Source organism: Streptomyces sp. NBC_01481, from assembly GCF_026339995.1.
Classification (GTDB): Bacteria; Actinomycetota; Actinomycetes; order Streptomycetales; family Streptomycetaceae; genus Streptomyces.
On sequence record NZ_JAPEPT010000001.1, the window covers coordinates 1,700,972 to 1,723,675 of the forward strand.

Here is a 22,704-nt window from a genome sequence, read left to right on the forward strand (position 1 = left end):
TCAGCCCTCCGAAGGAGCGAGGCGCTTGAGCTCGGCCTCGGTCGACTTGAGCAGGTCGTTCCAGGACACGGCGAACTTGTCGACACCCTCGTCCTCGAGGACCTGGACGACATCGTCGTAGGAGATCCCGAGCTTCGCGACCGCGTCGAGGTCGGCACGCGCCTGCTCGTAGGTGCCGCGCACGGTGTCACCCGTGATCTCGCCGTGGTCGGCGGTGGCGTCGAGGGTGGCCTCCGGCATGGTGTTCACCGTGCCGGGCGCGACCAGGTCGTCGACGTACAGCGTGTCCTTGTACGCCGGGTCCTTGACGCCGGTCGAGGCCCACAGCGGACGCTGCTTATTGGCCCGCGCCTTGTCGAGCGCGGCCCAGCGGTCCGACGAGAAGACCTCCTCGTACGCCTCGTACGCCAGACGGGCGTTCGCGACGGCCGCCTTTCCGCGGGCCTCCTTGGCCTCGGGCGTGCCCAGGGCGTCCAGACGCTTGTCGATCTCGGTGTCCACGCGGGACACGAAGAAGGAGGCGACGGACTGGATCTTGGACAGGTCCAGGCCGGCGGCCTTGGCCTTCTCCAGACCGGCCAGGTAGGCGTCCATGACCTCGCGGTAGCGCTCCAGCGAGAAGATCAGCGTGACATTGACGCTGATGCCCTTGCCGATGACCTCGGTGATCGCCGGCAGGCCGGCCTTCGTCGCCGGGATCTTGATGAGGGTGTTGGGACGGTCCACCAGCCAGGCGAGCTGCTTGGCCTCGGCGATGGTCGCCGGGGTGTTGTGCGCCAGGCGCGGGTCGACCTCGATGGAGACCCGGCCGTCCTGGCCGCCGGTGGCGTCGAAGACCGGGCGCAGGATGTCGGCGGCGTCGCGGACGTCCGCCGTCGTGATCATGCGTACGGCTTCCTCGACGGTCACCTTGCGCACGGCGAGGTCGGTGAGCTGCTGCTCGTAACCGTCACCGTGCGAGATCGCCTTCTGGAAGATCGACGGGTTGGTGGTGACGCCCACGACGTGCTGCTGGTCGATCAGTTCGGCGAGATTGCCGGACGTGATCCGCTTGCGGGACAGGTCGTCGAGCCAGATCGCGACGCCTTCGTCGGAGAGGCGCTTGAGTGCGTCTGTCATGAGAGTTGCATCTCCTACTTGTCGTATACGGGCGTCAGCGCGCCGCGGCCTCAAGCCCACTAACAAATTCAAGCGAGTCCCGCGCGGCGGCGGCCACCGCGTCGCCAGTGAAGCCGAACTCACGGAAGAGAACCTTGCCGTCGGCCGAAGCGCCGAAGTGCTCCAGCGAAACGATGCGACCGGCGTCACCGACGAAACGGTGCCAGGTCAGACCGATTCCTGCCTCGACCGCCACGCGCGCCTTCACGGCCGGCGGCAGCACCGAGTCGCGGTACTGCTGGTCCTGCTGCTCGAACCACTCGACGCACGGCATCGAGACGACCCGGGTCGGGATGCCCGCGGCCTGCAACTGCTCGCGCGCCTCGACGGCGAGCTGCACCTCGGAGCCGGTACCGATGAGGACCACCTCGGGCTTGCCGCCCTCGGCGTCGAACATCACGTAACCGCCCTTGGCGGCTTCCTCGTTGCGCTCGTATGTGGGCACACCCTGGCGCGTCAGCGCGAGGCCGTGCGGGGCGCCGACGCCGAACTCCTTGGTGTAGCGCTTGAGGATCTCGCGCCAGGCGATCGCGGTCTCGTTCGCGTCGGCCGGGCGGACGACGTTCAGGCCCGGGATGGCGCGCAGCGAGGCCAGGTGCTCGATGGGCTGGTGGGTCGGGCCGTCCTCGCCGAGGCCGATCGAGTCGTGCGTCCACACATGCGTCACGGGCAGGTGCATCAGCGCGGCGAGCCGTACGGCATTGCGCATGTAGTCGGAGAACACCAGGAAAGTGCCGCCGTAGATACGGGTGTTGCCGTGCAGCGCGATGCCGTTCATGGTCGCGGCCATGGCGTGCTCGCGGATGCCGAAGTGGATCGTGCGGCCGTACTTGTCCGCGCCCGGCAGAGGGTTGCCGTCGGGCAGGAACGAGGACGTCTTGTCGATCGTGGTGTTGTTCGAGCCCGCCAGGTCGGCGGAGCCGCCCCACAGCTCGGGGATGACCGCGCCCAGCGCCTGGAGGATCTTGCCGGAGGCGGCGCGGGTGGCGACACCCTTGCCGGTCTCGAACTCCGGCAGCTTCTCCTCCCAGCCGGCGGGCAGCTCGCCCGCGCGGATCCGGTCGAACTCGGCGGCGCGCTGCGGGTTGGCGGTACGCCACGCGGCGAAGGTCTTCTCCCACTCGCCCCGCGCCTCACGGCCGCGGTCGAGCGCCTCACGGGTGTGCGCGAGGACGGCCTCGGAGACCTCGAAGCTCTTGTCCGGGGCGAAGCCCAGGACGCGCTTGGTGGCCGCGACCTCCTCGTCGCCGAGCGCCGAGCCGTGCGCGGCCTCGGTGTTCTGCGCGTGCGGGGCGGGCCAGGCGATGATCGAGCGGGCAGCGATGAAGGAGGGGCGCTCCGTCTCGGCCTGCGCCGCCTTCAGGGCCCGGTAGAGACCTGCCGGGTCGAGGTCGCCGCTCGGCAGCTGCTCGACGCGCTGGACGTGCCAGCCGTACGCCTCGTACCGCTTGAGGGTGTCCTCGGAGACGGCCGTCTCCGTGTCGCCCTCGATGGAGATGTGGTTGTCGTCCCACAGCAGCACCAGGTTGCCCAGCTTCTGGTGCCCGGCCAGCGAGGACGCCTCCGCGGAGATGCCCTCCTGGAGGCAGCCGTCACCGGCGATGGCCCAGATGGTGTGGTCGAACGGGGAGGTGCCCGCAGCGGCGTCCGGGTCGAACATGCCGCGCTCGTAGCGGGAGGCCATGGCCATGCCCACCGCGTTGGCGACACCCTGGCCGAGCGGGCCGGTCGTCGTCTCGACGCCCGTCGTGTGCCCGTACTCCGGGTGGCCCGGGGTCTTGGAGCCCCAGGACCTGAAGGCCTTCAGGTCCTCGAGCTCCAGGCCGTACCCGGCCAGGTAGAGCTGGATGTAGAGCGTCAGCGACGAGTGCCCGGCGGACAGCACGAAGCGGTCGCGGCCGGTCCAGTCCGCGTCGGCGGGGTCGTGCCGCATCAGCTTCTGGAACAGCACGTACGCGGCGGGCGCGAGGCTCATGGCCGTACCGGGGTGGCCGTTGCCGACCTTCTGTACGGAATCCATGGCCAGGACGCGGACGGTATCGACGGCCCGCTGGTCCAGATCGGTCCACTCGAGGTCTGTGGTGGTCGGCTTGGTGCTCACCCTGGGTCAGGGCTCCTCTCCACATGTTCGTATCCCGGTGACGACGGAAGCACCGGGCTTGCGGCCGCCCGGTCTCAGGACCCGTGGCGTCGCGATGTCGAGCCTACCCCCGGAGCAACGCCCGGCTTTTCGAGTGCTCGCCATTCAAAACGCCGGACACAGCCAGGGTGCCGCGACAGCCGGGTCCCCGCCTGTCGGCGATGTATACGCGCGCCGCCCGGTCACCGCTCAACACGAGGCCACCCCCGCGAAGATCGGTGTCTGGGCAACGTCTAGAGTGGCGTGGTACGCGCAAGTCTTTACCGGTCTTCACTCCGGGAGCTTGCTGGGATTTTCTCTGTCAGGGGTGTGCGTGACGGCCGTCGAGTCCCGACCCGCAGGGGTCGTCTTGACTCCCAGCCCGGGGGGCCATCGGCCGTTCGGGGCCCGCGTCAAGGCATTCGTGGCGCTGACCAAGCCGCGGATCATCGAACTGCTGCTGATCACCACCGTTCCGGTGATGTTCCTGGCCGCGCAGGATGTGCCCGACCTCTGGCTCGTGCTCACGACGTGCATCGGCGGCTACCTGTCCGCGGGTGGCGCCAACGCGCTGAACATGTACATCGACCGCGACATCGACGCGCTGATGGACCGCACGAACCAGCGCCCGCTGGTCACCGGAATGGTGTCGCCGCGCGAGGGCCTGGTCTTCGGCCTCGTACTCGCCGTCGTCTCCACGCTCTGGTTCGGGCTGCTGGTCAACTGGCTGTCCGCCGCCCTGTCGCTCGGCGCCCTGCTCTTCTACGTCATCGTCTACACGATGATCCTCAAGCGCCGCACCGCACAGAACATCGTCTGGGGCGGCATCGCGGGCTGCATGCCGGTCCTCATCGGCTGGTCCGCCGTCACCAACTCGATGTCGTGGGCCGCGGTCATCCTCTTCCTCGTCATCTTCTTCTGGACGCCGCCGCACTACTGGCCGCTGTCGATGAAGGTCAAGGAGGACTACGCGCGCGTGGGCGTTCCGATGCTCCCCGTCGTCGCCTCCAACCGGGTCGTCGCCCGCCAGATCGTCTTCTACAGCTGGGTGATGGTCGCGGTCTCGCTGCTGCTCACGCCGCTCGGCTACACCGGCTGGTTCTACACCGCGGTGGCGCTGGTGTCGGGCGGCTGGTGGCTGTGGGAGGCGCACTCCCTGCAGAACCGTGCCAAGGCGGGCGAGACGGGCGGCAAGCTCAAGGAGATGCGGCTCTTCCACTGGTCCATCACCTATGTGTCGCTGCTCTTCGTCGCCGTCGCGATCGACCCCTTCCTGAGCTGAGCTCGACCTTCCGACGGGCGGGGCAGTGGCCAAGGCCAGCCCCGCCCGTCACCTGCCCGCCGAGTAGCATTGCGGCATGGCAGACACCAAGCAGGCGAAGCAGGCAGAGCGCAGGGCGGCCAGGCTCGCCAAGCAGATCGGCGCGTTCTCCAAGGCGCACGGCGGCGCCGAGGGGCAGCTCGCCTACATGGGCCAGATGGGCACCCGCATCGTGCTCGTCGGCGAGGACGGCGGCTGGGGCGACCTCGTCGCGCCGAACCACTCCGTCGCCGAGGCCGCGGCCGAGAAGGCCGGGATCACGCTGCACGAGTCGTTCGACGGCGAGTTCGCCGCGAAGGTCCGCACCGGTCCGTACGAGTGGAGCCGGATGGCAGGCATCCAGCTCGGCGGTCCGTCCAACGGCTGAGCAACACCTCGTCGGGGTGTCACCCGTTAGGTCTGTGGAAACACGGTCCATGACTGGGAGCCCGGATGATCGACACCCCGACCCTCGTGGACCAGTACTGCCACGGCGTGCTCCGCACCGAGCTGGGCCTCGGCACCTTCGAGGCGCACCTGGGCAGGACCGCCGGGCCGCCCGCACCCGGCACCACGTTCTTCGACACCCAGACCGGCTTCGCGGTGCGGCGCTGGTGCCCGCCGCTGCTCGGTCTTGAGCCGCACTGCCCGCCCGCCCACTATCTCGCCCGCCGCCGCGAGCTGGGGGTGCTGGAGGCGGGCAGACGCCTGCTGAGAGGCAGCGGGATCTCCACCTATCTGGTGGACACGGGACTGCCCGGGGATCTCACCGGGCCGCCCGAGATCGCCGCCGCGGGCGCGGCCGAGGCGCGGGAGATCGTGCGCCTCGAACTGCTCGCGGAACAGGTCGCCGACACCTCCGGCACCGTCGACAGCTTCCTCGCGAACCTCGCCGAGGCCGTGCACGGGGCCGCCGCCTCCGCCGTCGCCTTCACCTCGGTCGCGGCCGTCGGGCACGGGCTCGCCCTGGCCCCGGAGCCGCCGGGCCCGGGGGAGGTGCGCGGGGCCGCAGGGCGCTGGCTGGCCGGACGGCAGGTCGGCGGCAGGCTCACCGATCCGGTGCTGGTGCGGCATCTGCTGTGGATCGCGGTCGCCTCGGGACTGCCGCTCCAGCTGCATGTCGGCGTGGAGGACCCGATGCTGATGACCGGCTTCGCGGCCGCCTCGGCGGGTCTCGGCACCGATCTGGTGCTGCTGCACGGCTATCCGTACCACCGTCACGCCGCACATCTGGCGAGCGTGTTCCCGCATGTGTACGCCGATCTGGGGCCCGCCCTCGTGCATACGGGGGCGCGGGCGGCGGCCGTGCTCGCGGAGATCCTGGAACTCGCGCCGTTCGGGAAGCTGCTCTTCTCCAGCGGCGCGCGCGGGCTGCCCGAACTGCATGTGGTGGGCGCGCGGATCTTCAAGGAGGCGCTGGCGCGGGTGCTCGACGGCTGGGTCGGCGACGGCGCCTGGTCCCGTACGGACGCGGACCGGGTCGCCGGGATGATCGCGGCGGGCAATGCCCGCCGCGTCTACGGACTGTCGGACAACGCGCTGTCAGGCATGCGATAGCGCGGAGTCGCCCTGGACCGGGACCTGGGCCGCCGTCGTCTCCGGACGCTCGCGCAGGCTCAGCGCAAGCCGCACCACCGCGATCCACATCAGCGCGGAGCCGAGCATATGGGCGGCGACCAGGGCCTCGGGGACATGCGTGAAGTACTGGACGTAACCGATCGCCCCCTGCGCGAGCAGCACGATCAGCAGATCGCGGGCGCGTGCCCGCGTGTCGTCGGGGGCGTCGACCACACGCAGCACCAGCCACATCGCGACGGCCAGCGCACAGACGACCCAGGCGGCGATCGCGTGGACGTGCGCGGCGTTCGCCCAGTCCCAGGGCATACGCGGAACATCGCTGCTGTCGCCCGCGTGCTTGCCGGAGCCGGTCACCGAGGTGCCGAGCGCGATCAGCAGCGCGGAGGTGACGACGATCGCCCAGGACAGCTTGCGCACCGGGCGCGGGACGCGCGGGCGGGCTGTGCCGTCACCCTCGCCGGCCCGCTGCCAAGTGACCGCGGCGACCGTGAGCAGCCCGGTGGCGAGCAGGAAGTGCCCCGCCACGGTCCAGGGGTTGAGGCCCGCCCATACGGTGATGCCGCCGAGGACGGCGTTGCCCATGACGATCCAGAACTGCGACCAGGCCAGCCGGGACAGCCCGCGGCGCACCGGCTTCGCCGCGCTCGCCGCGACGATCGCCCAGCCGACGGCGGCCGACAGGACGTACGTCAGCATCCGGTTGCCGAACTCGATCGCGCCGTGGATGCCCTGCTCGGGCGTGGCGAAGAGGCTGTCGTCCGTGCACTTGGGCCAGGTGTCGCAGCCGAGGCCGGATCCGGTCAGCCGGACCGCGCCGCCGGTGACGATGATGACCACGCTCATCACGACGGCGGAGAGCGCGGCACGCCGGACGGTCTGCGGGGTGGGCGTCCAGCGCTGGGCGATATAGGCGAGGGGGGTTTGCACGCGCCCTATCGTAAGCGGGGCCTTGTGCATGTTTTCACGAGGGGGGTGCCGGGGCGTACGTCCGCCGGTAGCGCGAGCCGTCGAGGCGGTCCTCCTCCTCCCACCACACCGCGATACGCCACGGCACCGACGGCGGCGGACGGTCGGGCGAGTGCAGAAACGCATCCGTCAGCTCCGCCGCGACCGCCTCAGCGCTGCGGTCCGTCACCGCGTCCGTGCCGCGCCAGGGGTGCCGCATCGGGGTCCAGGACCCGTCGGCTCCGTCGCGTACGTCGAACCGCCACACCGCCCGCCAGGACCGCGCACGCAGGATCCGCCGTACCTCCGTGCCGTCCAGCTGTAGACCCTCGGCGATCGCGTCTGGCTCGATGCCCTCGATACGCGCCGCCACCACCGCGAGCGGCAGCAGCCGCTGCGGAAGCAGTCCCTCCGAGCGCAGCCGCGTCAGCCCGCCCTCGAAGGGGCAGCGCCGCAGCCTGCGCTCCAGCTGGTCGCTCAGATGCTCCAGCGCGGCGGCATGCGTCGGCTCGCGCGCGTCGGGGGCCGACCACAGGGCGTGGAACTCACGCTCCGCCCGCACCGCCCAGGCCGCCGCGTCGGCCGGCTGCCCCAGCTCCTCGAGACGGTCGCCGAGGAAGACATGGGCCTGGGCCAGGCCCTCGCGGTTCTGCGGGTCGGTCCGGTCCAGGCGCTCCCAGACCTCGATGGCCCGCAGGGTGGCGGCGAGCGCGGCATGGCCGTCCGCGTGGTCTTCGGGGGGAGGCTGCTCGCCGTCCGGGAGGAAGGCGTACCGCGGCATGCCCAGCTCGTCGCTGAGCGGCTCGGCGAGATAGACGGCCTGGCTGATCAGCGCCCTGGCGTACCAGCGGGCGTGCTCGTCGTCGTGCCCGGCGGGCTCTTCGCAGCGCCGGACGGCCTCGCGGATGGCTTTCACGGCCTCGGCGCGGCGGCCCGTGTCGAAGTGGTGCCGGGCGAGATCGCCGTAGCGCAGGCTGAGCCGGGCGGTGAGCGAGAGGTCGTCCTCGGCGTGCGGGGCGAGCGCCGCGATGAGATCCGTGAGCATGCGCTCGCGTTCGCGGGGTGAGACGCCGGCCCGGCGGGACCTGACCTTGGTCCATTCCGCGTCCAGTCGCAGTGCGGCAGTCCGCTCCATCGACGCCTCCCACCGTGCGGATCTTGGCAGGCTCATACTGGCGCGTGAGTCAGTCCCGGCGGAAGACGCGTGAGTCGGCGGATGCCGCGTGAGCTACTCCCAGCGGAACAGCCGGGCGGCCGCACCGAGTCCGAGCACCGCCCAGAGGGCGAGGATGCCCAGATCGCCCCACGGCACTCCCCCGCCGTGCTGGAGCACGTCGCGCAGTCCGTCCGAGAGCGCCGAGATCGGCAGCAGCGCGAGCACCGACGCGACCGCTTCCGGGAACTTGTCCAGCGGCACGATCACCCCGCCGCCCACCAGGAGCAGCAGAAAGACCAGGTTGGCCGCGGCGAGCGTCGCCTCGGCCTTGAGCGTTCCGGCCATCAGCAGACCGAGGCCGGAGAAGGCGGCGGTGCCCAGGACGAGCAGCAGCAGTACGGCGAAGGGGTTTCCGTGCGGCGACCAGCCGAGCCCGAAGGCGATGACCGTCAGCAGGACGATCTGCAGCACCTCGGTGACCAGTACGGAGAGGGTCTTCGCGGCCATCAGCGCCCAGCGGGGGAGCGGCGACGCGCCGAGCCTCTTGAGCACTCCGTAACGCCGCTCGAAGCCGGTCGCGATGGCCTGGCCGGTGAAGGCGGTGGACATCACGGCCAGCGCGAGGACGCCCGGGGCCAGGAAGTCGACGGGCTCGCCGCCGCCTGTGTCGACGACATCGACCGTCGAGAAGAGGACGAGCAGCAGCGAGGGGATGATCACGGTGAGCAGCAGCTGCTCGCCGTTGCGCAGCAGCATCTTCGTCTCGAACGCGGCTTGCGCCGCGATCATCCGACCGACGGGAGCGGCGCCGGGCCGCGGTGTGTACGTACCGGCGCTCATCAGCGCAGCTCCTTGCCGGTCAGTTCGAGGCTGTGTCTTCCCGGGGGACGCTGTGCCCCATAGCGGCTTCGCCGCGGGCCGGACCCCCGGTCGGGGCAACCGACGTGATCCCGCATCATGAGCGCAGCTCCTTGCCGGTCAGCTCCAAAAACACGTCCTCCAGGGTGTGGCGCTCGACCGAGATGCCGTCGGGCATCACGCCGTGCTGCGCGCACCAGGAGGTCACGGTCGCCAGCAGCTGCGGGTCGACCTGGCCGGTGATGCGGTACGCGCCCGGGGTGAGCTCGACCGCCTCCGTGCCGTCGGGCAGTGCCTTGAGCAGCGAGCCGACGTCGAGGCCGGGCCGCCCGGTGAAGCGCAGGGTGTTCTCGGCGCCGCCGCGGCAGAGCTGTTCAGGGCTGCCCTGGGCGATGACCTTGCCCGCGTCGATGATCGCGACATCGTCGGCGAGCTCTTCGGCCTCGTCCATGAAGTGCGTGGTCAGGACGGTGGAGACGCCGTCCTGGCGGAGTTCGCGCACGAGCTCCCAGGTGGAGCGCCGGGCCTGCGGGTCGAGCCCGGCGGTCGGCTCGTCGAGGAAGACCAGTTCTGGGCGGCCGACGACGGCCATGGCCAGCGCCAGGCGCTGCTGCTGGCCGCCGGAGAGGCGCCGGTAGGTGGTGCGGCCGCAGTTGCCGAGGCCGAGGCGCTCGATGAGTGCGTCCACGTCCAGCGGGTGGGCGTGGAGTTTCGCCGTGTGGCGCAGCATCTCCTCCGCGCGGGCGCCCGAGTACACGCCGCCGGACTGGAGCATCACGCCGATCCTCGGGCGCAGCTTGGCGGCGTCGGTGACCGGGTCGAGGCCGAGGACGCGCACTGTGCCCGCGTCGGCGCGGCGGTAGCCCTCGCAGGTCTCGACCGTGGTGGTCTTGCCGGCTCCGTTGGGGCCGAGGACGGCGGTCACGGAGCCCCGGGGGACCTCGAGGTCGAGGCCATTCACGGCCGTCTTGGATCCGTACCGCTTCACCAGGCCCCGGATCTGGACGACGGACTCGCTTCGCATGCCGAGGAGTCTAGGCGGGGGTGGAGGACCCCCGGGAGCGGGGGCCGACACCCAAGTACGGCCGTGACGTGAATGGCCTGAACCGGCGACCAGCCGGGCAGCGCCGGGTGAACTGTCCACCACTCGGAGCATCGCGGGCGCGGCGGATCCGAAGCTGTACCCGGAACGCCCGGCAGGGCCTGTACGACGGCCGGTTCGACCTCAGATTCGTGGCGAATTCCGGCAAGACTCCGGTGAATTCGATCAGGATCGCCGACCGTTTCGATCTTGCAGGCTGAATTCGCGGGAATTGCCTGGTCAGAGCCAGTCCGGCAGCAGCCGGGCGCGCCCTGTTCTTAGGTAACCCTTAGTGATGAAGCGCACCGGCTCACCCCTTGGACGGCAGTTGTCACGCTCAGAGGAATTACGCAACAATGGCGTTGTGAAAAACGTTGGCGAGGCTCCGCAGGAGGAACTCGCGACCGGTGAGCGCTCCACGCGCAACCGGGTCGCGCGCTCCATCCTGGACCACGGCCCGTCCACCGTGGCCGATCTCGCGGGACGCCTGGGCCTCACCCAGGCCGCCGTCCGCCGCCATCTCGACTCGCTCGTCCACGAGAACGTCATCGAAGCCCGTGAGCAGCGGGTCTACGGCGCGCGCACGCGCGGACGGCCCGCGAAGGTGTTCGCCCTGACCGACTGCGGCCGGGACGCCTTCGACCAGTCGTACGACACGCTGGCCGTCGACGCGCTTCGCTGGATCGAGCAGAACGCCGGGGGCGAGGCGGCTGTCGCCGCCTTCGCCCGGGACCGGCTCGAAGCCCAGGCCGAGACTTACCGCAAGGCTGTCGACGCCGCTCCCCCCGAGGAGCGCACCGAAGCCCTGGCCAAGGCCTTGAGTGTCGACGGGTACGCTGCTACGGCGCGTAGCGCACCGGTCGGCGAACAGCTCTGCCAGCACCACTGCCCGGTCGCCCATGTCGCCGAGCAGTACCCCCAGCTGTGCGAGGCGGAGACCGAAGTCTTCTCCCGCCTCTTGGGAACCCATGTGCAGCGTCTGGCCACCATCGCCCACGGCGACGGCGTCTGCACCACGTTCATCCCGCACAGCGCCCCACAGACCACCACCGAATCAGCATCCACAAGCACGGCCGGGAGGAACCCCGCATGACTCTCCCCACGGAGACTGCCCACCCCGAACTCGAGGGCCTGGGTACGTACGAATTCGGCTGGGCCGACTCCGACGCGGCGGGTGCCGCTGCCAAGCGCGGCCTCTCCGAGGAAGTCGTCCGCGACATCTCGGCGAAGAAGAACGAGCCGGAGTGGATGCTGAAGCTGCGCCTGAAGGGCCTGCGGCTGTTCGACAAGAAGCCCATGCCGAGCTGGGGCTCGGACCTGTCGGGCATCGACTTCAACAACATCAAGTACTTCGTGCGGTCCACGGAGAAGCAGGCGGAGTCCTGGGAGGACCTGCCCGAGGACATCAAGAACACCTACGACAAACTCGGCATCCCGGAGGCGGAGAAGCAGCGCCTGGTCGCCGGTGTCGCCGCCCAGTACGAGTCCGAGGTCGTCTACCACCAGATCCGTGAGGACCTGGAGGAGCAGGGCGTCATCTTCCTCGACACGGACACCGCGCTGAAGCAGCACCCGGAGCTCTTCCAGGAGTACTTCGGCACCGTCATCCCGGTCGGCGACAACAAGTTCGCCTCGCTGAACTCCGCCGTGTGGTCCGGTGGCTCCTTCATCTACGTCCCCAAGGGCGTGAAGGTCGACATCCCGCTGCAGGCCTACTTCCGTATCAACACGGAGAACATGGGCCAGTTCGAGCGGACGCTGATCATCGTCGACGAGGACGCCTACGTCCACTACGTCGAGGGCTGTACCGCCCCGATCTACTCTTCGGACTCGCTGCACAGCGCCGTCGTCGAGATCATCGTCAAGAAGGGCGGCCGCTGCCGCTACACGACGATCCAGAACTGGTCGAACAACGTCTACAACCTGGTCACCAAGCGCGCCGTGGCGTACGAGGGCGCGACCATGGAGTGGGTCGACGGCAACATCGGCTCCAAGGTCACCATGAAGTACCCGGCCGTCTACCTGATGGGCGAGCACGCCAAGGGCGAGACCCTGTCCATCGCCTTCGCGGGCGAGGGCCAGCACCAGGACGCCGGCGCCAAGATGGTCCACATGGCCCCGAACACCTCCTCCAACATCGTCTCCAAGTCGGTGGCGCGAGGCGGTGGCCGTACCTCCTACCGCGGTCTGATCGAGATCGGCGAGGGCGCTGCGGGCTCGAAGTCCAATGTGCTCTGTGACGCGCTGCTGGTCGACACGATCTCCCGCTCCGACACGTACCCCTACGTGGACGTGCGCGAGGACGACGTGTCCATGGGCCACGAGGCGACCGTCTCCAAGGTCTCCGAGGACCAGCTCTTCTACCTGATGAGCCGCGGCATGACGGAGTTCGAGGCGATGGCGATGATCGTGCGCGGCTTCGTCGAGCCGATCGCCAAGGAACTCCCCATGGAGTACGCACTGGAGCTCAACCGGCTGATCGAGCTGCAGATGGAGGGGTCGGTCGGCTAGGTCCCGCCCGCCCTCCCCAGCAGCGACTGATTTCTTACGCAGAGGCAGAGAGAGAGCACGACGACAGCCATGGCTGAGGCTCAGAACATTCCGGCGGGGTCCACCACTGCCGGCTCGATCGCGGTGGCCGCCGAGTCGACCGTCGCCACCCGCATGAGTGCGCCGCCGTCCTTCGACGTGGCGGACTTCCCGGTCCCGCACGGCCGCGAGGAGGAGTGGCGTTTCACTCCGCTGGAGCGGCTGGCCGGTCTGCACGACGGCACCGCCGTCGCGAACGGCACCGGCATCAAGGTCGACATCGACGCGCCCGAAGGCGTCGTCGTCGAGACCGTGGGCCGGGACGACGCGCGGATCGGCAGGGCGGGCACCCCGGTGGACCGCGTCGCCGCCCAGGCGTACTCCTCCTTCGAGAAGGCCTCGGTCGTCACCGTGCCCAAGGAGACCGTGCTCACGGAGCCGGTCCGGATCGCCGTGCACGGCGAGGGCGGCACCGCCTTCGCCCACCAGGTCATCGAGCTCGGCGCCTTCGCCGAGGCCGTCGTGGTCGTCGACCACACCGGCGACGCGGTCCTCGCCGCCAATGTCGACTACCTGCTCGGCGACGGCGCGAAGCTCACCGTCGTCTCCGTCCAGGACTGGGACGACAAGGCCGTCCACGTCTCCCAGAACAATGCGCTGGTCGGCCGGGACGCCTCGTTCAAGTCGATCGTGGTCACCTTCGGCGGCGATCTCGTACGTCTGCACCCGCGGGTCTCCTACGCGGGCACCGGCGGCGAGGCCGAGCTCCTCGGCCTCTACTTCACCGACGCCGGGCAGCACCAGGAGCACCGGCTCCTGGTCGACCACAACGCCCCGCACTGCCGCTCCAACGCCGCCTACAAGGGCGCGCTGCAGGGCCAGGACGCGCACGCGGTGTGGATCGGCGACGTCCTCATCGAGGCGAAGGCCGAGGGCACGGACACCTACGAGATGAACCGCAACCTCGTCCTCACCGACGGCGCGCGGGTCGACTCCGTACCGAACCTGGAGATCGAGACCGGCGAGATCGTCGGCGCCGGTCACGCCTCCGCCACCGGCCGCTTTGACGACGAGCAGCTCTTCTACCTGCAGTCCCGTGGCATTCCGGCCGACGAGGCCCGCCGCCTGGTGGTCCGCGGCTTCTTCGCCGAGCTGGTCCAGAAGATCGGTCTGCCCGACGTCGAGGAGCGCCTGCTCGCCAAGATCGACGCGGAGCTGGAGGCGTCCGTCTGATGGCCGCCTTCGTCCGAGCCTGTGGGCTGAGCGAGCTGGAGGAGGACACCCCGAAGCGGGTGGAACTCGACGGCACGCCGATCTCGGTCGTCCGGACCGACGGCGAGGTCTTCGCCATCCACGACGTCTGCTCGCACGCGAATGTCTCGCTGTCCGAGGGCGAGGTGGAGGACTGCCAGATCGAGTGCTGGCTGCACGGCTCCAGCTTCGACCTCCGCACCGGCAAGCCGTCCGGCCTCCCCGCGACGCGCCCCGTCCCCGTATACCCCGTCAAGATCGAAGGGGACGATGTGCTCGTCTCCGTCACCCAGGAGTCCTGAGTCACCCATGGCAACGCTTGAAATCCGCGACCTGCACGTTTCCGTCGAGGCCGAGAACGGCCCCCGGGAGATCCTCAAGGGCGTCGACCTGACCGTGAAGCAGGGCGAGACCCACGCCATCATGGGCCCCAACGGCTCCGGCAAGTCGACCCTCGCGTACTCCATCGCGGGCCACCCCAAGTACACGATCACCCGTGGCACCGTGACCCTGGACGGCGAGGACGTCCTTGAGATGACCGTCGACGAGCGCGCCCGCGCCGGCATGTTCCTGGCCATGCAGTACCCGGTCGAGGTCCCCGGCGTCTCGGTCTCCAACTTCCTGCGTACGTCGGCGACGGCGATCCGCGGCGAGGCCCCCAAGCTGCGTACCTGGGTGAAGGAGGTCAAGTTCGCGATGGAGACGCTCCAGATGGACCCGGCCTTCGCCGAGCGCAATGTGAACGAGGGCTTCTCCGGCGGTGAGAAGAAGCGCCACGAGATCCTTCAGCTGGAGCTGCTCAAGCCGAAGATCGCGATCCTCGACGAGACCGACTCCGGTCTGGACGTCGACGCGCTGCGCCAGGTCTCCGAGGGCGTCAACCGCGTCCACGCGAGCGGTGAGGTCGGCACCCTGCTGATCACCCACTACACGCGCATCCTGCGCTACATCAAGCCCGACTTCGTGCACGTGTTCGCGAACGGCCGCATCGCCGAGTCCGGCGGCGCCGAGCTCGCCGACAAGCTCGAGGCCGAGGGCTACGAGGCATACACGAAGGGTGGCGTATCCGCGTGACACAGCTGCCGGGCCTCCTCGACACCGAGGCGATCCGCAAGGACTTCCCGATCCTGGAGCGCTTGATCCACGACGGGAAGAAGCTCGTGTACCTGGACAACGCGGCGACGTCCCAGACGCCGCGCCAGGTGATCGATGTGCTGAGCGAGTACTACGAACAGCACAATGCCAACGTCCACCGCGGTATCCACGTGCTCGCCGAGGAGGCCACGGCGCTGTACGAGGGTGCCCGCGACAAGGTCGCCGCCTTCATCAACGCGCCGAGCCGCGACGAGGTGATCTTCACCAAGAACGCCTCCGAGTCGCTCAACCTCGTGGCCAACATGCTCGGCTGGGCGGACGAGCCCTACCGCGTGGACCACGAGACCGAGATCGTCATCACGGAGATGGAGCACCACTCCAACATCGTCCCGTGGCAGCTGCTCGCGCAGCGCACCGGCGCGAAGCTGAAGTGGTTCGGCCTCACCGACGACGGCCGTCTCGACCTGTCGAACATCGACGAGATCATCACCGAGAAGACGAAGATCGTCTCCTTCACGCTGGTCTCCAACATCATGGGCACGGTCAACCCGGTCGACGCGCTCGTGCGCCGGGCGCAGGACGTGGGCGCGCTGGTCCTGATCGACGCCTCGCAGGCCGCGCCGCACATGCCACTGGACGTACAGGCGCTCGGCGCCGACTTCGTGGCCTTCACCGGCCACAAGATGTGCGGCCCGACGGGCATCGGCGTGCTGTGGGGCCGCCAGGAGCTGCTGGAAGACCTTCCGCCGTTCCTCGGCGGCGGCGAGATGATCGAGACCGTCTCGATGCACTCCTCCACCTACGCTCCCGCGCCGCACAAGTTCGAGGCCGGTACGCCCCCGATCGCCCAGGCCGTCGGCCTCGGCGCGGCCGTGGACTACCTCACCTCGATCGGCATGGACAAGATCGCCCAGCATGAGCACGCCCTCACCGAGTACGCGGTGAAGCGTCTCCTGGAGGTCCCCGACCTGCGGATCATCGGCCCCACCACGGCCGAGGAGCGCGGCGCGGCGATCTCCTTCACTCTGGGAGACATCCACCCGCACGACGTGGGCCAGGTTCTCGACGAGCAGGGCATCGCAGTCCGGGTCGGCCACCACTGCGCGCGGCCGGTCTGCCTGCGGTACGGAATTCCTGCGACCACGCGGGCGTCGTTCTATCTGTACTCCACGCCGGGCGAGGTCGATGCCTTGATCGACGGCCTGGAGCACGTCCGTAACTTCTTCGGATGAGGGACTGACGCGTGAAGCTGGATTCGATGTACCAGGAAGTCATCCTGGACCACTACAAGCACCCCCACGGGCGTGGTCTGCGGGACGGCGACGCCGAGGTGCACCACGTCAATCCGACGTGCGGTGACGAGATCACGCTCCGCGTGAAGTACGACGGTTCCCGTATCGAGGACGTGTCGTACGAGGGCCAGGGCTGCTCGATCAGCCAGGCCTCCGCCTCCGTACTGAACGAGCTGCTGGTCGGCAAGGAGCTGGCCGAGGCGCAGAAGATCCAGGCGACCTTCCTGGAGCTGATGCAGTCGAAGGGCCAGATCGAGCCCGACGACGCGATGGAGGAGGTGCTGGAGGACGCGGTCGCGTTCGCCGGTGTCTCCAAGTACCCCGCCCGGGTGAAGTGTGCTCTGCTGAGCTGGATGGCGTGGAAGGACGCGACGGCGCAGGCGCTGTCCGAAGGGAAGACGGCATGACTGACAACGAGACCGCCACGATGAAGCCTGCCTCCGAGGAGGAGGTCCGCGAGGCGCTGTACGACGTCGTCGACCCCGAGCTGGGCATCGACGTCGTCAACCTCGGCCTGATCTACGGCATCCACATCGACGAGTCCAACATCGCCACCCTGGACATGACGCTGACGTCCGCGGCCTGCCCGCTGACCGATGTGATCGAGGACCAGGCGAAGGCGGCAACGGACGGTATCGTCAACGAGCTGAAGATCAACTGGGTCTGGATGCCGCCGTGGGGCCCGGACAAGATCACGGACGACGGGCGCGAGCAGCTGCGCGCGCTGGGCTTCAACGTCTGAGCCGGACTCTCCCGAGACAGATCCTCGAAACGGCCATGCCTGCCAGGCACACTGGCAGGCATGGCCGTTTCGCTGTACACCGTCGTCATCGACGCCCACGATCTGCCGGCGCTCGCCCGCTTCTGGAGCCAGGTCCTGGACTGGAAGGTGGTCTTCGAGGCCGAGGACGAGATCACCATCGGCGCGGACGAGTTCTCCCTGCCGGGGATCACCTTCGTGCCCGTCCCCGAGCACAAGACCGTCAAGAACAGGCTGCACATCGACCTCACGCCCGACGACCAGGCCGCCGAGGTCGAGCGGATCATCGGGCTCGGGGCCCGGCGGGCCGGTGTCGGGCAGGGGCCGGAAGCGACCTGGGTGGTGCTCGCCGACCCTGAGGGCAACGAGTTCTGCGTACTGCGCCCGAAGAAGACGCTGCTCGACTAGGCCGTGTCTGAAATAGCGCCGTCCGCCCGCAGGGCGGGGTGCGTGCCGGGCGTCGCGCGCCAGGCGAGATTTGTCAGACACGGCCTAGCGCGACCAGCTCTAGTAGGCGGGCGGTACGGCGGCGGCCTCGGCGAGGGTCGGGGCCAGGTTCTCCGTGCGGATGCGGCGGTCGATGTAGAGCAGGCTCGCGATCAGCTGCGGGAACGCGGCGACCACCACCTGCCCGATCAGCTGGCTCACCAGACTCAGCACGATCGCACCACCGAGGTAGACCATGACCTGCGATCCGGTCGGGTCCGAGCCGAGGTCCGAGCTGCCGATCGCGCCGGGGAGCATCTGGACGAGGCTGAGCGGCAGTTGGATGACATAGGCCGCGATACCGGCCATGACGCCGGTGAGCAGCGTGATGCCGAAGATCCGCCACCAGTCGCCGCGGACCAGCTTCGACGAGCGGCGCATCGCCGCGAGTGCGCCCTGGCCCGATCATGCCGATGCCCCAGACGGCGAGGAAGGCGAAGAGCAGCGGACGGATGTCGTCCCAGACGGGAGGCTCGTCACGCGTCGCGTCGTAGATCGTGCGCAGGTGGTCGCCGACAACCGCGTACATGATCGCCAGTGCGACTCCGACGGCGACCGCCGCCGCGCCGTAGACGGCCGCGGCTATGCCGAACAGCTGCTTCCAGTAGCGCCTGATCGTGCTGAAGGCGCCGCCGAGGATTGAGCCCGAGCGGGGCCAGCGGGATCACCCCGGGCTTGGGCGGCGGCGGGGGCATCCAGCCGCCCCACCCCGGAGGCGGTCCGGGCGGAGGTGTGTTTCCGTATGCCACTGAGGTGTCTCCCGCGCGTCGTCGGCCCGGGCGCCGTGGGCCCCGGTGTGTTCTGCCTGGTCGGACGGGACACCGTAGCGGGGTGGGGCGGGCGGGGTCACCGTGCCCCCCGCTTTGCCTTTCTCGTCTCGGCCGTCGCCTCGCGCAGCGCGGGCGCAGCCTGCTCGAAGTAGCGGACCAGGACGCGCAGTTCGTCGGGGCTGAAGCCCGCGAAGACCTCGGCCATCCGGCGGCGTGCGGCGCCGAACGCCGCCTCGTCCTGTTCCGGGGTGAGGGGCACGGACTCGACGACGACCCGGCGGCGGTCGGTGGCGTCCAGGCCGCGGCGGACCCGGCCGGCTCGCTCCAGCCGGTCCACGAGCCGGGTGGTGGCGCTCTGCGAGAGGCCGATCCGCTCGGCGAGCCTGCCGGTGGTCAGGGGACCCGCGAGCTCCAGTGTGCTCAGCGCGTACACGTCGGTGGGGTTCTGGCCGAGGGTTTCGGCGGCGGCCTGGCCGTGCAGGGCGGCGGCGGTCAGATAGGAGCGGTGGATGCGTGCGAGTTCGTCCTGGTCGGACATCGTCCGCCGCCTTTCGTCGGGTCTCGCCCTGCCGGTTGCTTGCGCCCGTACATACATATTGCACGATCCGCCGATATGTACGAGCGTACGCAACGATGTGTACCCTCGTACACATGGGATACGGACTGCTGGCCGCGGCGATCGCGGCGGAGGTGGCCGGGACGACGGCCATGAAGTACAGCGAGGGCTTCACCAGGCTGTGGCCCTCGCTGCTCACCGTCGCGGGCTATCTGCTCGCCTTCACACTGCTTGCGCAGACGCTCAAGACCCTCTCGGTGGGCACCGCGTACGCGATCTGGGCGGGCGTCGGCACGGCCGCCGTCGCCGCGATCGGCATGCTCTTCCTGGGCGAGTCGACCAGCCTCGCCAAGCTCACCGGGATCGCCCTGGTGATCGTCGGGGTCGTCGTGCTCACCCTGGGCGGTGCGCACTGATGGCGCGGCGGTACGACCCCGAGCGGCGTCGGCGCATCATCGACGCGGCGATCCGCGTGGTCGCCACGAACGGCATCGGGGGACTCAGCCACCGCACGGTCGCGGCCGAGGCGGATGTTCCGCTCGGCTCGACGACCTACCACTTCGCCTCCCTGGACGAGCTGATGGTCGCCGCGCTGCGCCGGACCAACGAAGGATTCGGGGCGGCGGTACGGGACAGTGGCGCGCTCGCCGACCCCGGCGCCGATGTCGCCGAGGAACTCGCCCGGCTGATGGGGGAGTGGCTCGCCGGGGAGCGCACCGGCGTGGAGCTGGAGTACGAGCTCTATCTGGCGGCCCTGCGGCGGCCCGCGCTGCGGCCGGTCGCCGCGGAGTGGTGCGAGGGCCTCGCCGAGATCCTGGCCAGGCGGACCGATCCGGTCACGGCGCGGGCGCTGGTGGCGCTGATGGACGGGATCTGTCTGCAGGTGCTGCTGACGGACACGCCGTACGAGGCGGAGTACGCGCGGGAGATGCTGGCCCGGATCATCGGGGCGCGGGGTGCCTGACGGCTGGGCGAGGGCGCGTCTGGTGCGGCGCACCCCCTCCCGGCCCGTGCTCCGTGAACCCCTTTCCGCACTCCGGGTAACAGGGGGTGTGACCAGAACCCCGCAGGCCCGAACGGCAGAGACGGAGAGCCCGTGAGCGGCCCAGTCAGTCCCGACGGCGATGCCGCCGTCATCGCCGGGTCGTTGGAGCGGCCCGAGCTCTTCGCCGAGCTCTACAACCGGTACGCGCCGGACATCCACCGGTACGTCGCCCGCCGTCTCGGTGACGGAGCCGCCGACGACATCACGTCCGACACCTTCCTCAGCGCCTTCCGGACCCGGTCGCGCTACGACCTGGGCAGGGAGCACGCCAGGCCCTGGCTGTACGGGATAGCGGCGAACCTCATCGGAAAACAGCGCCGCACCGAGGTCCGGGCGCTGAAGGCGCTTGCCCGCACCGGCCACGACCCGGTCACCGAGTCCTGGGTCGACCACGCCGACGACCGGGTCACCGCACAGGCCGTGCACGTGCCGCTGGCCGGGGCCCTCGCCGGGCTGTCCACCGGTGACCGGCATGTGCTGCTGCTCGTCGCCTGGGCGGATCTCGGATACCAGGAGGTCGCCGAGGCGCTCTCCATCCCGGTCGGAACGGTGCGTTCCCGGCTCAACCGCGCCCGGAAGAAGGTGCGCGCCGCGCTGGGAGAGTCCGATCCCACCCTCGCACGCGATCCGTCCGATCCGCAGGAGGCGGTCAGTCATGGATGAGATGCAGACGCTCCAGGAATTCCGCGCGGACGCGCCGGCTCCGGACCCCGCCCGGCTGGCCGCCGGACGGCAGCGGCTCCTCGACGAGCAGGTCCGTACCGGCCGGACCCGTCGCTTCCTGGCCAACTGGAAGCTCGCGGCAGTGGGCGCGGCGGCCGCGGTGACCGCGGCGGCGGTCCTGACGACCCAGCTCGGAGCGGGGACGGTGACGCAGGAGCCGCGGCCGCAGAGCGAACACGGATCGGTCGCCGAGCCGCGGGACGGCCAGTGGATCTACCGGAAGGTCGTGGAGAAGCAGGCGCCTCTGAACTTCGTCAACGACCTCAATCCGACCACCGAGGAGACATCGAGGGGCGCTTCCTGGCCAACGATGGAGACCGAGAGCTGGACTCAGTACGGCAGCGGCAAGCTGTTCCGGACGCTGCTCAATCCCCAGCAGATCGATCGCACCGGTCACTGGAACTGGGGGTCACCGAAGCGTATGCGAGCCAAGGTCGCGAAGCTGCCGGACGATCCGCAGAAGCTGTTTCTGGCCCTTCGGGACGTGATCCCGGTCGCGGGCACGCCGCAGGGATCAGACGACAGCGCCAACTACTGGCGGATCATGGTGTTGCTCTCCGAGGTCGACCTCATTCCGCCGAAGGTGCGTGCCTCGCTCTACCGGGCACTCGGCGAGATCCCCGGCGTAAAGATCGACCGCACGTTCGTGAAGGATGCGATCGGCCGGCCTGCCCTGGCCGTGTACGAGCCCGACTTCACGTTCACCGGTGACCTGAACCTGCGGGAGGAGCTGCTGCTCGACCCGGCGACATTCGAGTACCGCGGTAAGCGCACCCTCTATCTCGCCGGCGGAAAACTCGACAGCAAGATCACCACGAAGGACACCGTGGTCAGGTTCAGCGCCCTCGTGAAGACCGCCGTTGTCGACAATCACAGCCTGCGCCCCTGACCGGCCGGGCCGGGGCGGGCGCACGGCGACGGGGGGGACGGGGCGGGTGCGACCGGGACGTGAGACCGGTTCGCACCCGCCCGCCCTCGCCGGTTAGGTTCTCCTCATGACCGACACCACTGCTCCTCGCACCACCGGCGCCGTCGCCGCCGGGCTCGCCACCCTCACCACCGACGGCACCGTACTCGACACCTGGTTCCCCGCCCCCGAACTGTCCGCCGAGGCCGGCCCGGCCGGGACCGAGCGGCTGACCGCCGAGCGTGCCGTCGAGCTGCTCGGCGAGGGCGCCGCCAAGGCCATCGGCCCGGACGCCCGCCGTGGCGTCGAGGTCGTCGCCGTCCGTACGGTCATCGCCTCGCTCGACGACAAGCCGCTGGACGCCCACGACGCGTATCTGCGCCTGCACCTGCTGAGCCACCGGCTCGTCCAGCCGCACGGCCAGAACCTGGACGGCGTCTTCGGGCTGCTCGCCAACGTCGCCTGGACCTCGCTCGGCCCGGTCGCCGTCGACCAGGTCGAGACCGTGCGTCTCAACGCCCGCGCCGAGGGCCTGCACCTCGCCGTGACCAGCATCGACAAGTTCCCGCGGATGACGGACTACGTCGCGCCCAAGGGCGTGCGCATCGCCGACGCCGACCGCGTCCGCCTCGGCGCGCACCTCGCCGAGGGCACGACCGTCATGCACGAGGGCTTCGTGAACTTCAACGCCGGCACGCTCGGCACGTCGATGGTCGAGGGGCGCATCTCCGCGGGCGTCGTCGTCGGCGACGGCTCCGACATCGGCGGCGGCGCGTCCACGATGGGCACGCTCTCCGGCGGCGGCAACGTCCGGATCGTCATCGGCGAGCGCTGCCTGATCGGTGCCGAGGCGGGCGTCGGGATCGCGCTCGGCGACGAGTGTGTGGTCGAGGCGGGGCTGTACGTCACGGCAGGGACCCGGGTCACGATGCCCGACGGTCAGATCGTCAAGGCACGCGAGCTCTCCGGCGCGAGCAACATCCTCTTCCGCCGGAACTCGGTCACCGGGTCGGTGGAGGCGCGTCCGAACAACGCGGTGTGGGGCGGGCTCAACGAGGTCCTGCACAGCCACAACTAGGTCCTGTCCGGGGGCTC

General features: G+C 69.8%; 25 protein-coding genes. 17 read left to right on the forward strand and 8 right to left on the reverse strand.

The genetic code is table 11. The annotated features are described in order from the left end of the window. Positions 1 to 1,119, reverse strand: coding sequence for a transaldolase (gene tal, locus OOK40_RS07825; protein ID WP_266477629.1), 1,119 nt, complete (start codon positions 1,117 to 1,119; stop codon positions 1 to 3). Positions 1,120 to 1,153: 34 nt separating this feature from the next. After that, positions 1,154 to 3,259 carry a transketolase gene (tkt, locus tag OOK40_RS07830; RefSeq protein ID WP_266477631.1) on the reverse strand — a complete coding sequence of 702 codons (2,106 nt, stop codon included), beginning with the start codon at positions 3,257 to 3,259 and terminating at the stop codon, positions 1,154 to 1,156. Between the two features lie 352 nt (positions 3,260 to 3,611). Here tkt and OOK40_RS07835 point away from each other — a divergent pair, with 352 nt between their 5' ends. The 3 genes from OOK40_RS07835 to OOK40_RS07845 all read left to right on the forward strand — a co-directional run bounded on the left by OOK40_RS07835 (position 3,612) and on the right by OOK40_RS07845 (position 6,134). Further along, positions 3,612 to 4,559 carry a heme o synthase gene (locus OOK40_RS07835; RefSeq protein ID WP_266477633.1) on the forward strand — a complete coding sequence of 316 codons (948 nt, stop codon included), beginning with the start codon at positions 3,612 to 3,614 and terminating at the stop codon, positions 4,557 to 4,559. A 76-nt stretch (positions 4,560 to 4,635) separates the two neighbouring features. Continuing rightward, a complete protein-coding gene (locus OOK40_RS07840; protein ID WP_266477634.1) occupies positions 4,636 to 4,965 on the forward strand; it encodes a hypothetical protein in 330 nt (109 codons plus the stop codon). A 65-nt stretch (positions 4,966 to 5,030) separates the two neighbouring features. Beyond that, the gene (locus OOK40_RS07845) at positions 5,031 to 6,134 is read left to right on the forward strand and encodes an amidohydrolase family protein (protein WP_266477636.1); all 1,104 of its coding nucleotides are present in this window, start codon (positions 5,031 to 5,033) and stop codon (positions 6,132 to 6,134) included. Here the strand turns inward: OOK40_RS07845 and OOK40_RS07850 are convergent. The 4 genes from OOK40_RS07850 to OOK40_RS07865 form a co-directional block, all read right to left on the reverse strand. Further along, entirely contained in the window at positions 6,120 to 7,112 is a 993-nt protein-coding gene (locus OOK40_RS07850; RefSeq protein WP_266477637.1) for a heme A synthase, read from the reverse strand. The genes OOK40_RS07845 and OOK40_RS07850 overlap by 15 nt on opposite strands. A 4-nt stretch (positions 7,113 to 7,116) precedes the next feature. After that, the gene (locus tag OOK40_RS07855; protein WP_266477639.1) at positions 7,117 to 8,235 is read right to left on the reverse strand and encodes a hypothetical protein; all 1,119 of its coding nucleotides are present in this window, start codon (positions 8,233 to 8,235) and stop codon (positions 7,117 to 7,119) included. Between the two features lie 93 nt (positions 8,236 to 8,328). Next, positions 8,329 to 9,096 carry an ABC transporter permease gene (locus OOK40_RS07860; protein ID WP_266477640.1) on the reverse strand — a complete coding sequence of 256 codons (768 nt, stop codon included), beginning with the start codon at positions 9,094 to 9,096 and terminating at the stop codon, positions 8,329 to 8,331. 115 nt (positions 9,097 to 9,211) lie between these two features. Continuing rightward, complete coding sequence (locus OOK40_RS07865; protein WP_266477642.1) at positions 9,212 to 10,138, reverse strand: ABC transporter ATP-binding protein; 927 nt, start codon at positions 10,136 to 10,138, stop codon at positions 9,212 to 9,214. A gap of 421 nt (positions 10,139 to 10,559) precedes the next feature. Here OOK40_RS07865 and OOK40_RS07870 point away from each other — a divergent pair, with 421 nt between their 5' ends. The 9 genes from OOK40_RS07870 to OOK40_RS07910 all read left to right on the forward strand — a co-directional run bounded on the left by OOK40_RS07870 (position 10,560) and on the right by OOK40_RS07910 (position 17,530). Continuing rightward, positions 10,560 to 11,288: a metalloregulator ArsR/SmtB family transcription factor gene (locus OOK40_RS07870; protein ID WP_266477643.1), complete on the forward strand. Its 729-nt coding sequence runs from the start codon at positions 10,560 to 10,562 to the stop codon at positions 11,286 to 11,288. Continuing rightward, positions 11,285 to 12,706 (forward strand): Fe-S cluster assembly protein SufB, encoded by a 1,422-nt coding sequence (gene sufB / locus OOK40_RS07875; RefSeq protein WP_266477645.1) that lies wholly within the window; start codon positions 11,285 to 11,287, stop codon positions 12,704 to 12,706. The genes OOK40_RS07870 and sufB overlap by 4 nt, the downstream gene beginning before the upstream one ends. Before the next feature lie 69 nt (positions 12,707 to 12,775). After that, a complete protein-coding gene (gene sufD, locus OOK40_RS07880) occupies positions 12,776 to 13,957 on the forward strand; it encodes a Fe-S cluster assembly protein SufD (RefSeq protein ID WP_266477647.1) in 1,182 nt (393 codons plus the stop codon). Beyond that, a complete protein-coding gene (locus tag OOK40_RS07885) occupies positions 13,957 to 14,277 on the forward strand; it encodes a non-heme iron oxygenase ferredoxin subunit (RefSeq protein WP_266477649.1) in 321 nt (106 codons plus the stop codon). The genes sufD and OOK40_RS07885 overlap by 1 nt, the downstream gene beginning before the upstream one ends. A 7-nt stretch (positions 14,278 to 14,284) precedes the next feature. Then, the gene (gene sufC, locus OOK40_RS07890; RefSeq protein WP_266477651.1) at positions 14,285 to 15,049 is read left to right on the forward strand and encodes a Fe-S cluster assembly ATPase SufC; all 765 of its coding nucleotides are present in this window, start codon (positions 14,285 to 14,287) and stop codon (positions 15,047 to 15,049) included. Beyond that, positions 15,046 to 16,302: a cysteine desulfurase gene (locus tag OOK40_RS07895; protein WP_266477652.1), complete on the forward strand. Its 1,257-nt coding sequence runs from the start codon at positions 15,046 to 15,048 to the stop codon at positions 16,300 to 16,302. The genes sufC and OOK40_RS07895 overlap by 4 nt, the downstream gene beginning before the upstream one ends. An 11-nt stretch (positions 16,303 to 16,313) precedes the next feature. Continuing rightward, on the forward strand, positions 16,314 to 16,769 hold the full coding sequence (gene sufU / locus OOK40_RS07900) for a Fe-S cluster assembly sulfur transfer protein SufU (RefSeq protein WP_266477653.1): 456 nt from the start codon (positions 16,314 to 16,316) through the stop codon (positions 16,767 to 16,769). Next, positions 16,766 to 17,104 carry a metal-sulfur cluster assembly factor gene (locus OOK40_RS07905; RefSeq protein ID WP_266477654.1) on the forward strand — a complete coding sequence of 113 codons (339 nt, stop codon included), beginning with the start codon at positions 16,766 to 16,768 and terminating at the stop codon, positions 17,102 to 17,104. The genes sufU and OOK40_RS07905 overlap by 4 nt, the downstream gene beginning before the upstream one ends. A gap of 60 nt (positions 17,105 to 17,164) precedes the next feature. Then, positions 17,165 to 17,530 carry a VOC family protein gene (locus OOK40_RS07910; protein ID WP_266477655.1) on the forward strand — a complete coding sequence of 122 codons (366 nt, stop codon included), beginning with the start codon at positions 17,165 to 17,167 and terminating at the stop codon, positions 17,528 to 17,530. A gap of 99 nt (positions 17,531 to 17,629) precedes the next feature. On the opposite strand, the gene OOK40_RS07915 is transcribed toward OOK40_RS07910, so the two are convergent. Both OOK40_RS07915 and OOK40_RS07920 read right to left on the reverse strand, forming a co-directional pair. Further along, positions 17,630 to 17,989, reverse strand: coding sequence for a hypothetical protein (locus tag OOK40_RS07915; RefSeq protein WP_266479104.1), 360 nt, complete (start codon positions 17,987 to 17,989; stop codon positions 17,630 to 17,632). A gap of 465 nt (positions 17,990 to 18,454) precedes the next feature. Further along, positions 18,455 to 18,916, reverse strand: coding sequence for a MarR family winged helix-turn-helix transcriptional regulator (locus OOK40_RS07920; RefSeq protein ID WP_266477656.1), 462 nt, complete (start codon positions 18,914 to 18,916; stop codon positions 18,455 to 18,457). 113 nt (positions 18,917 to 19,029) lie between these two features. Here OOK40_RS07920 and OOK40_RS07925 point away from each other — a divergent pair, with 113 nt between their 5' ends. The 5 genes from OOK40_RS07925 (at position 19,030) to dapD (ending at position 22,687) form a co-directional block, all read left to right on the forward strand. Further along, the gene (locus tag OOK40_RS07925; protein ID WP_266477657.1) at positions 19,030 to 19,350 is read left to right on the forward strand and encodes a multidrug efflux SMR transporter; all 321 of its coding nucleotides are present in this window, start codon (positions 19,030 to 19,032) and stop codon (positions 19,348 to 19,350) included. Continuing rightward, positions 19,350 to 19,898, forward strand: coding sequence for a TetR/AcrR family transcriptional regulator (locus OOK40_RS07930; RefSeq protein ID WP_266477658.1), 549 nt, complete (start codon positions 19,350 to 19,352; stop codon positions 19,896 to 19,898). The genes OOK40_RS07925 and OOK40_RS07930 overlap by 1 nt, the downstream gene beginning before the upstream one ends. 132 nt (positions 19,899 to 20,030) lie before the next feature. After that, the gene (locus OOK40_RS07935) at positions 20,031 to 20,642 is read left to right on the forward strand and encodes an RNA polymerase sigma factor (protein WP_266477659.1); all 612 of its coding nucleotides are present in this window, start codon (positions 20,031 to 20,033) and stop codon (positions 20,640 to 20,642) included. Continuing rightward, positions 20,635 to 21,591: a CU044_5270 family protein gene (locus OOK40_RS07940; RefSeq protein WP_266477660.1), complete on the forward strand. Its 957-nt coding sequence runs from the start codon at positions 20,635 to 20,637 to the stop codon at positions 21,589 to 21,591. Before OOK40_RS07935 ends, OOK40_RS07940 begins: the two co-directional genes overlap by 8 nt. A 106-nt stretch (positions 21,592 to 21,697) precedes the next feature. Continuing rightward, positions 21,698 to 22,687, forward strand: coding sequence for a 2,3,4,5-tetrahydropyridine-2,6-dicarboxylate N-succinyltransferase (dapD, locus tag OOK40_RS07945; protein ID WP_266477662.1), 990 nt, complete (start codon positions 21,698 to 21,700; stop codon positions 22,685 to 22,687). Positions 22,688 to 22,704: the final 17 nt, after the last annotated feature.

What these genes read in the sequence shown, in the direction of transcription:
- sufD (WP_266477647.1), top strand. Translation starts at nt 12,776, where the DNA reads ATGGCTGAGGCTCAGAACATTCCGGCGGGGTCCACCACTGCCGGCTCG.
- OOK40_RS07845 (WP_266477636.1), top strand. Translation starts at nt 5,031, where the DNA reads ATGATCGACACCCCGACCCTCGTGGACCAGTACTGCCACGGCGTGCTC.
- OOK40_RS07910 (WP_266477655.1), top strand. Translation starts at nt 17,165, where the DNA reads ATGGCCGTTTCGCTGTACACCGTCGTCATCGACGCCCACGATCTGCCG.
- tal (WP_266477629.1), bottom strand. Translation starts at nt 1,119, where the DNA reads ATGACAGACGCACTCAAGCGCCTCTCCGACGAAGGCGTCGCGATCTGG.
- OOK40_RS07885 (WP_266477649.1), top strand. Translation starts at nt 13,957, where the DNA reads ATGGCCGCCTTCGTCCGAGCCTGTGGGCTGAGCGAGCTGGAGGAGGAC.
- OOK40_RS07940 (WP_266477660.1), top strand. Translation starts at nt 20,635, where the DNA reads ATGGATGAGATGCAGACGCTCCAGGAATTCCGCGCGGACGCGCCGGCT.
- OOK40_RS07915 (WP_266479104.1), bottom strand. Translation starts at nt 17,989, where the DNA reads ATGCGCCGCTCGTCGAAGCTGGTCCGCGGCGACTGGTGGCGGATCTTC.
- OOK40_RS07930 (WP_266477658.1), top strand. Translation starts at nt 19,350, where the DNA reads ATGGCGCGGCGGTACGACCCCGAGCGGCGTCGGCGCATCATCGACGCG.
- OOK40_RS07850 (WP_266477637.1), bottom strand. Translation starts at nt 7,112, where the DNA reads ATGCACAAGGCCCCGCTTACGATAGGGCGCGTGCAAACCCCCCTCGCC.
- OOK40_RS07855 (WP_266477639.1), bottom strand. Translation starts at nt 8,235, where the DNA reads ATGGAGCGGACTGCCGCACTGCGACTGGACGCGGAATGGACCAAGGTC.
- dapD (WP_266477662.1), top strand. Translation starts at nt 21,698, where the DNA reads ATGACCGACACCACTGCTCCTCGCACCACCGGCGCCGTCGCCGCCGGG.
- OOK40_RS07865 (WP_266477642.1), bottom strand. Translation starts at nt 10,138, where the DNA reads ATGCGAAGCGAGTCCGTCGTCCAGATCCGGGGCCTGGTGAAGCGGTAC.
- sufB (WP_266477645.1), top strand. Translation starts at nt 11,285, where the DNA reads ATGACTCTCCCCACGGAGACTGCCCACCCCGAACTCGAGGGCCTGGGT.
- sufC (WP_266477651.1), top strand. Translation starts at nt 14,285, where the DNA reads ATGGCAACGCTTGAAATCCGCGACCTGCACGTTTCCGTCGAGGCCGAG.
- OOK40_RS07860 (WP_266477640.1), bottom strand. Translation starts at nt 9,096, where the DNA reads ATGAGCGCCGGTACGTACACACCGCGGCCCGGCGCCGCTCCCGTCGGT.
- OOK40_RS07925 (WP_266477657.1), top strand. Translation starts at nt 19,030, where the DNA reads ATGGGATACGGACTGCTGGCCGCGGCGATCGCGGCGGAGGTGGCCGGG.
- OOK40_RS07920 (WP_266477656.1), bottom strand. Translation starts at nt 18,916, where the DNA reads ATGTCCGACCAGGACGAACTCGCACGCATCCACCGCTCCTATCTGACC.
- OOK40_RS07905 (WP_266477654.1), top strand. Translation starts at nt 16,766, where the DNA reads ATGACTGACAACGAGACCGCCACGATGAAGCCTGCCTCCGAGGAGGAG.
- OOK40_RS07840 (WP_266477634.1), top strand. Translation starts at nt 4,636, where the DNA reads ATGGCAGACACCAAGCAGGCGAAGCAGGCAGAGCGCAGGGCGGCCAGG.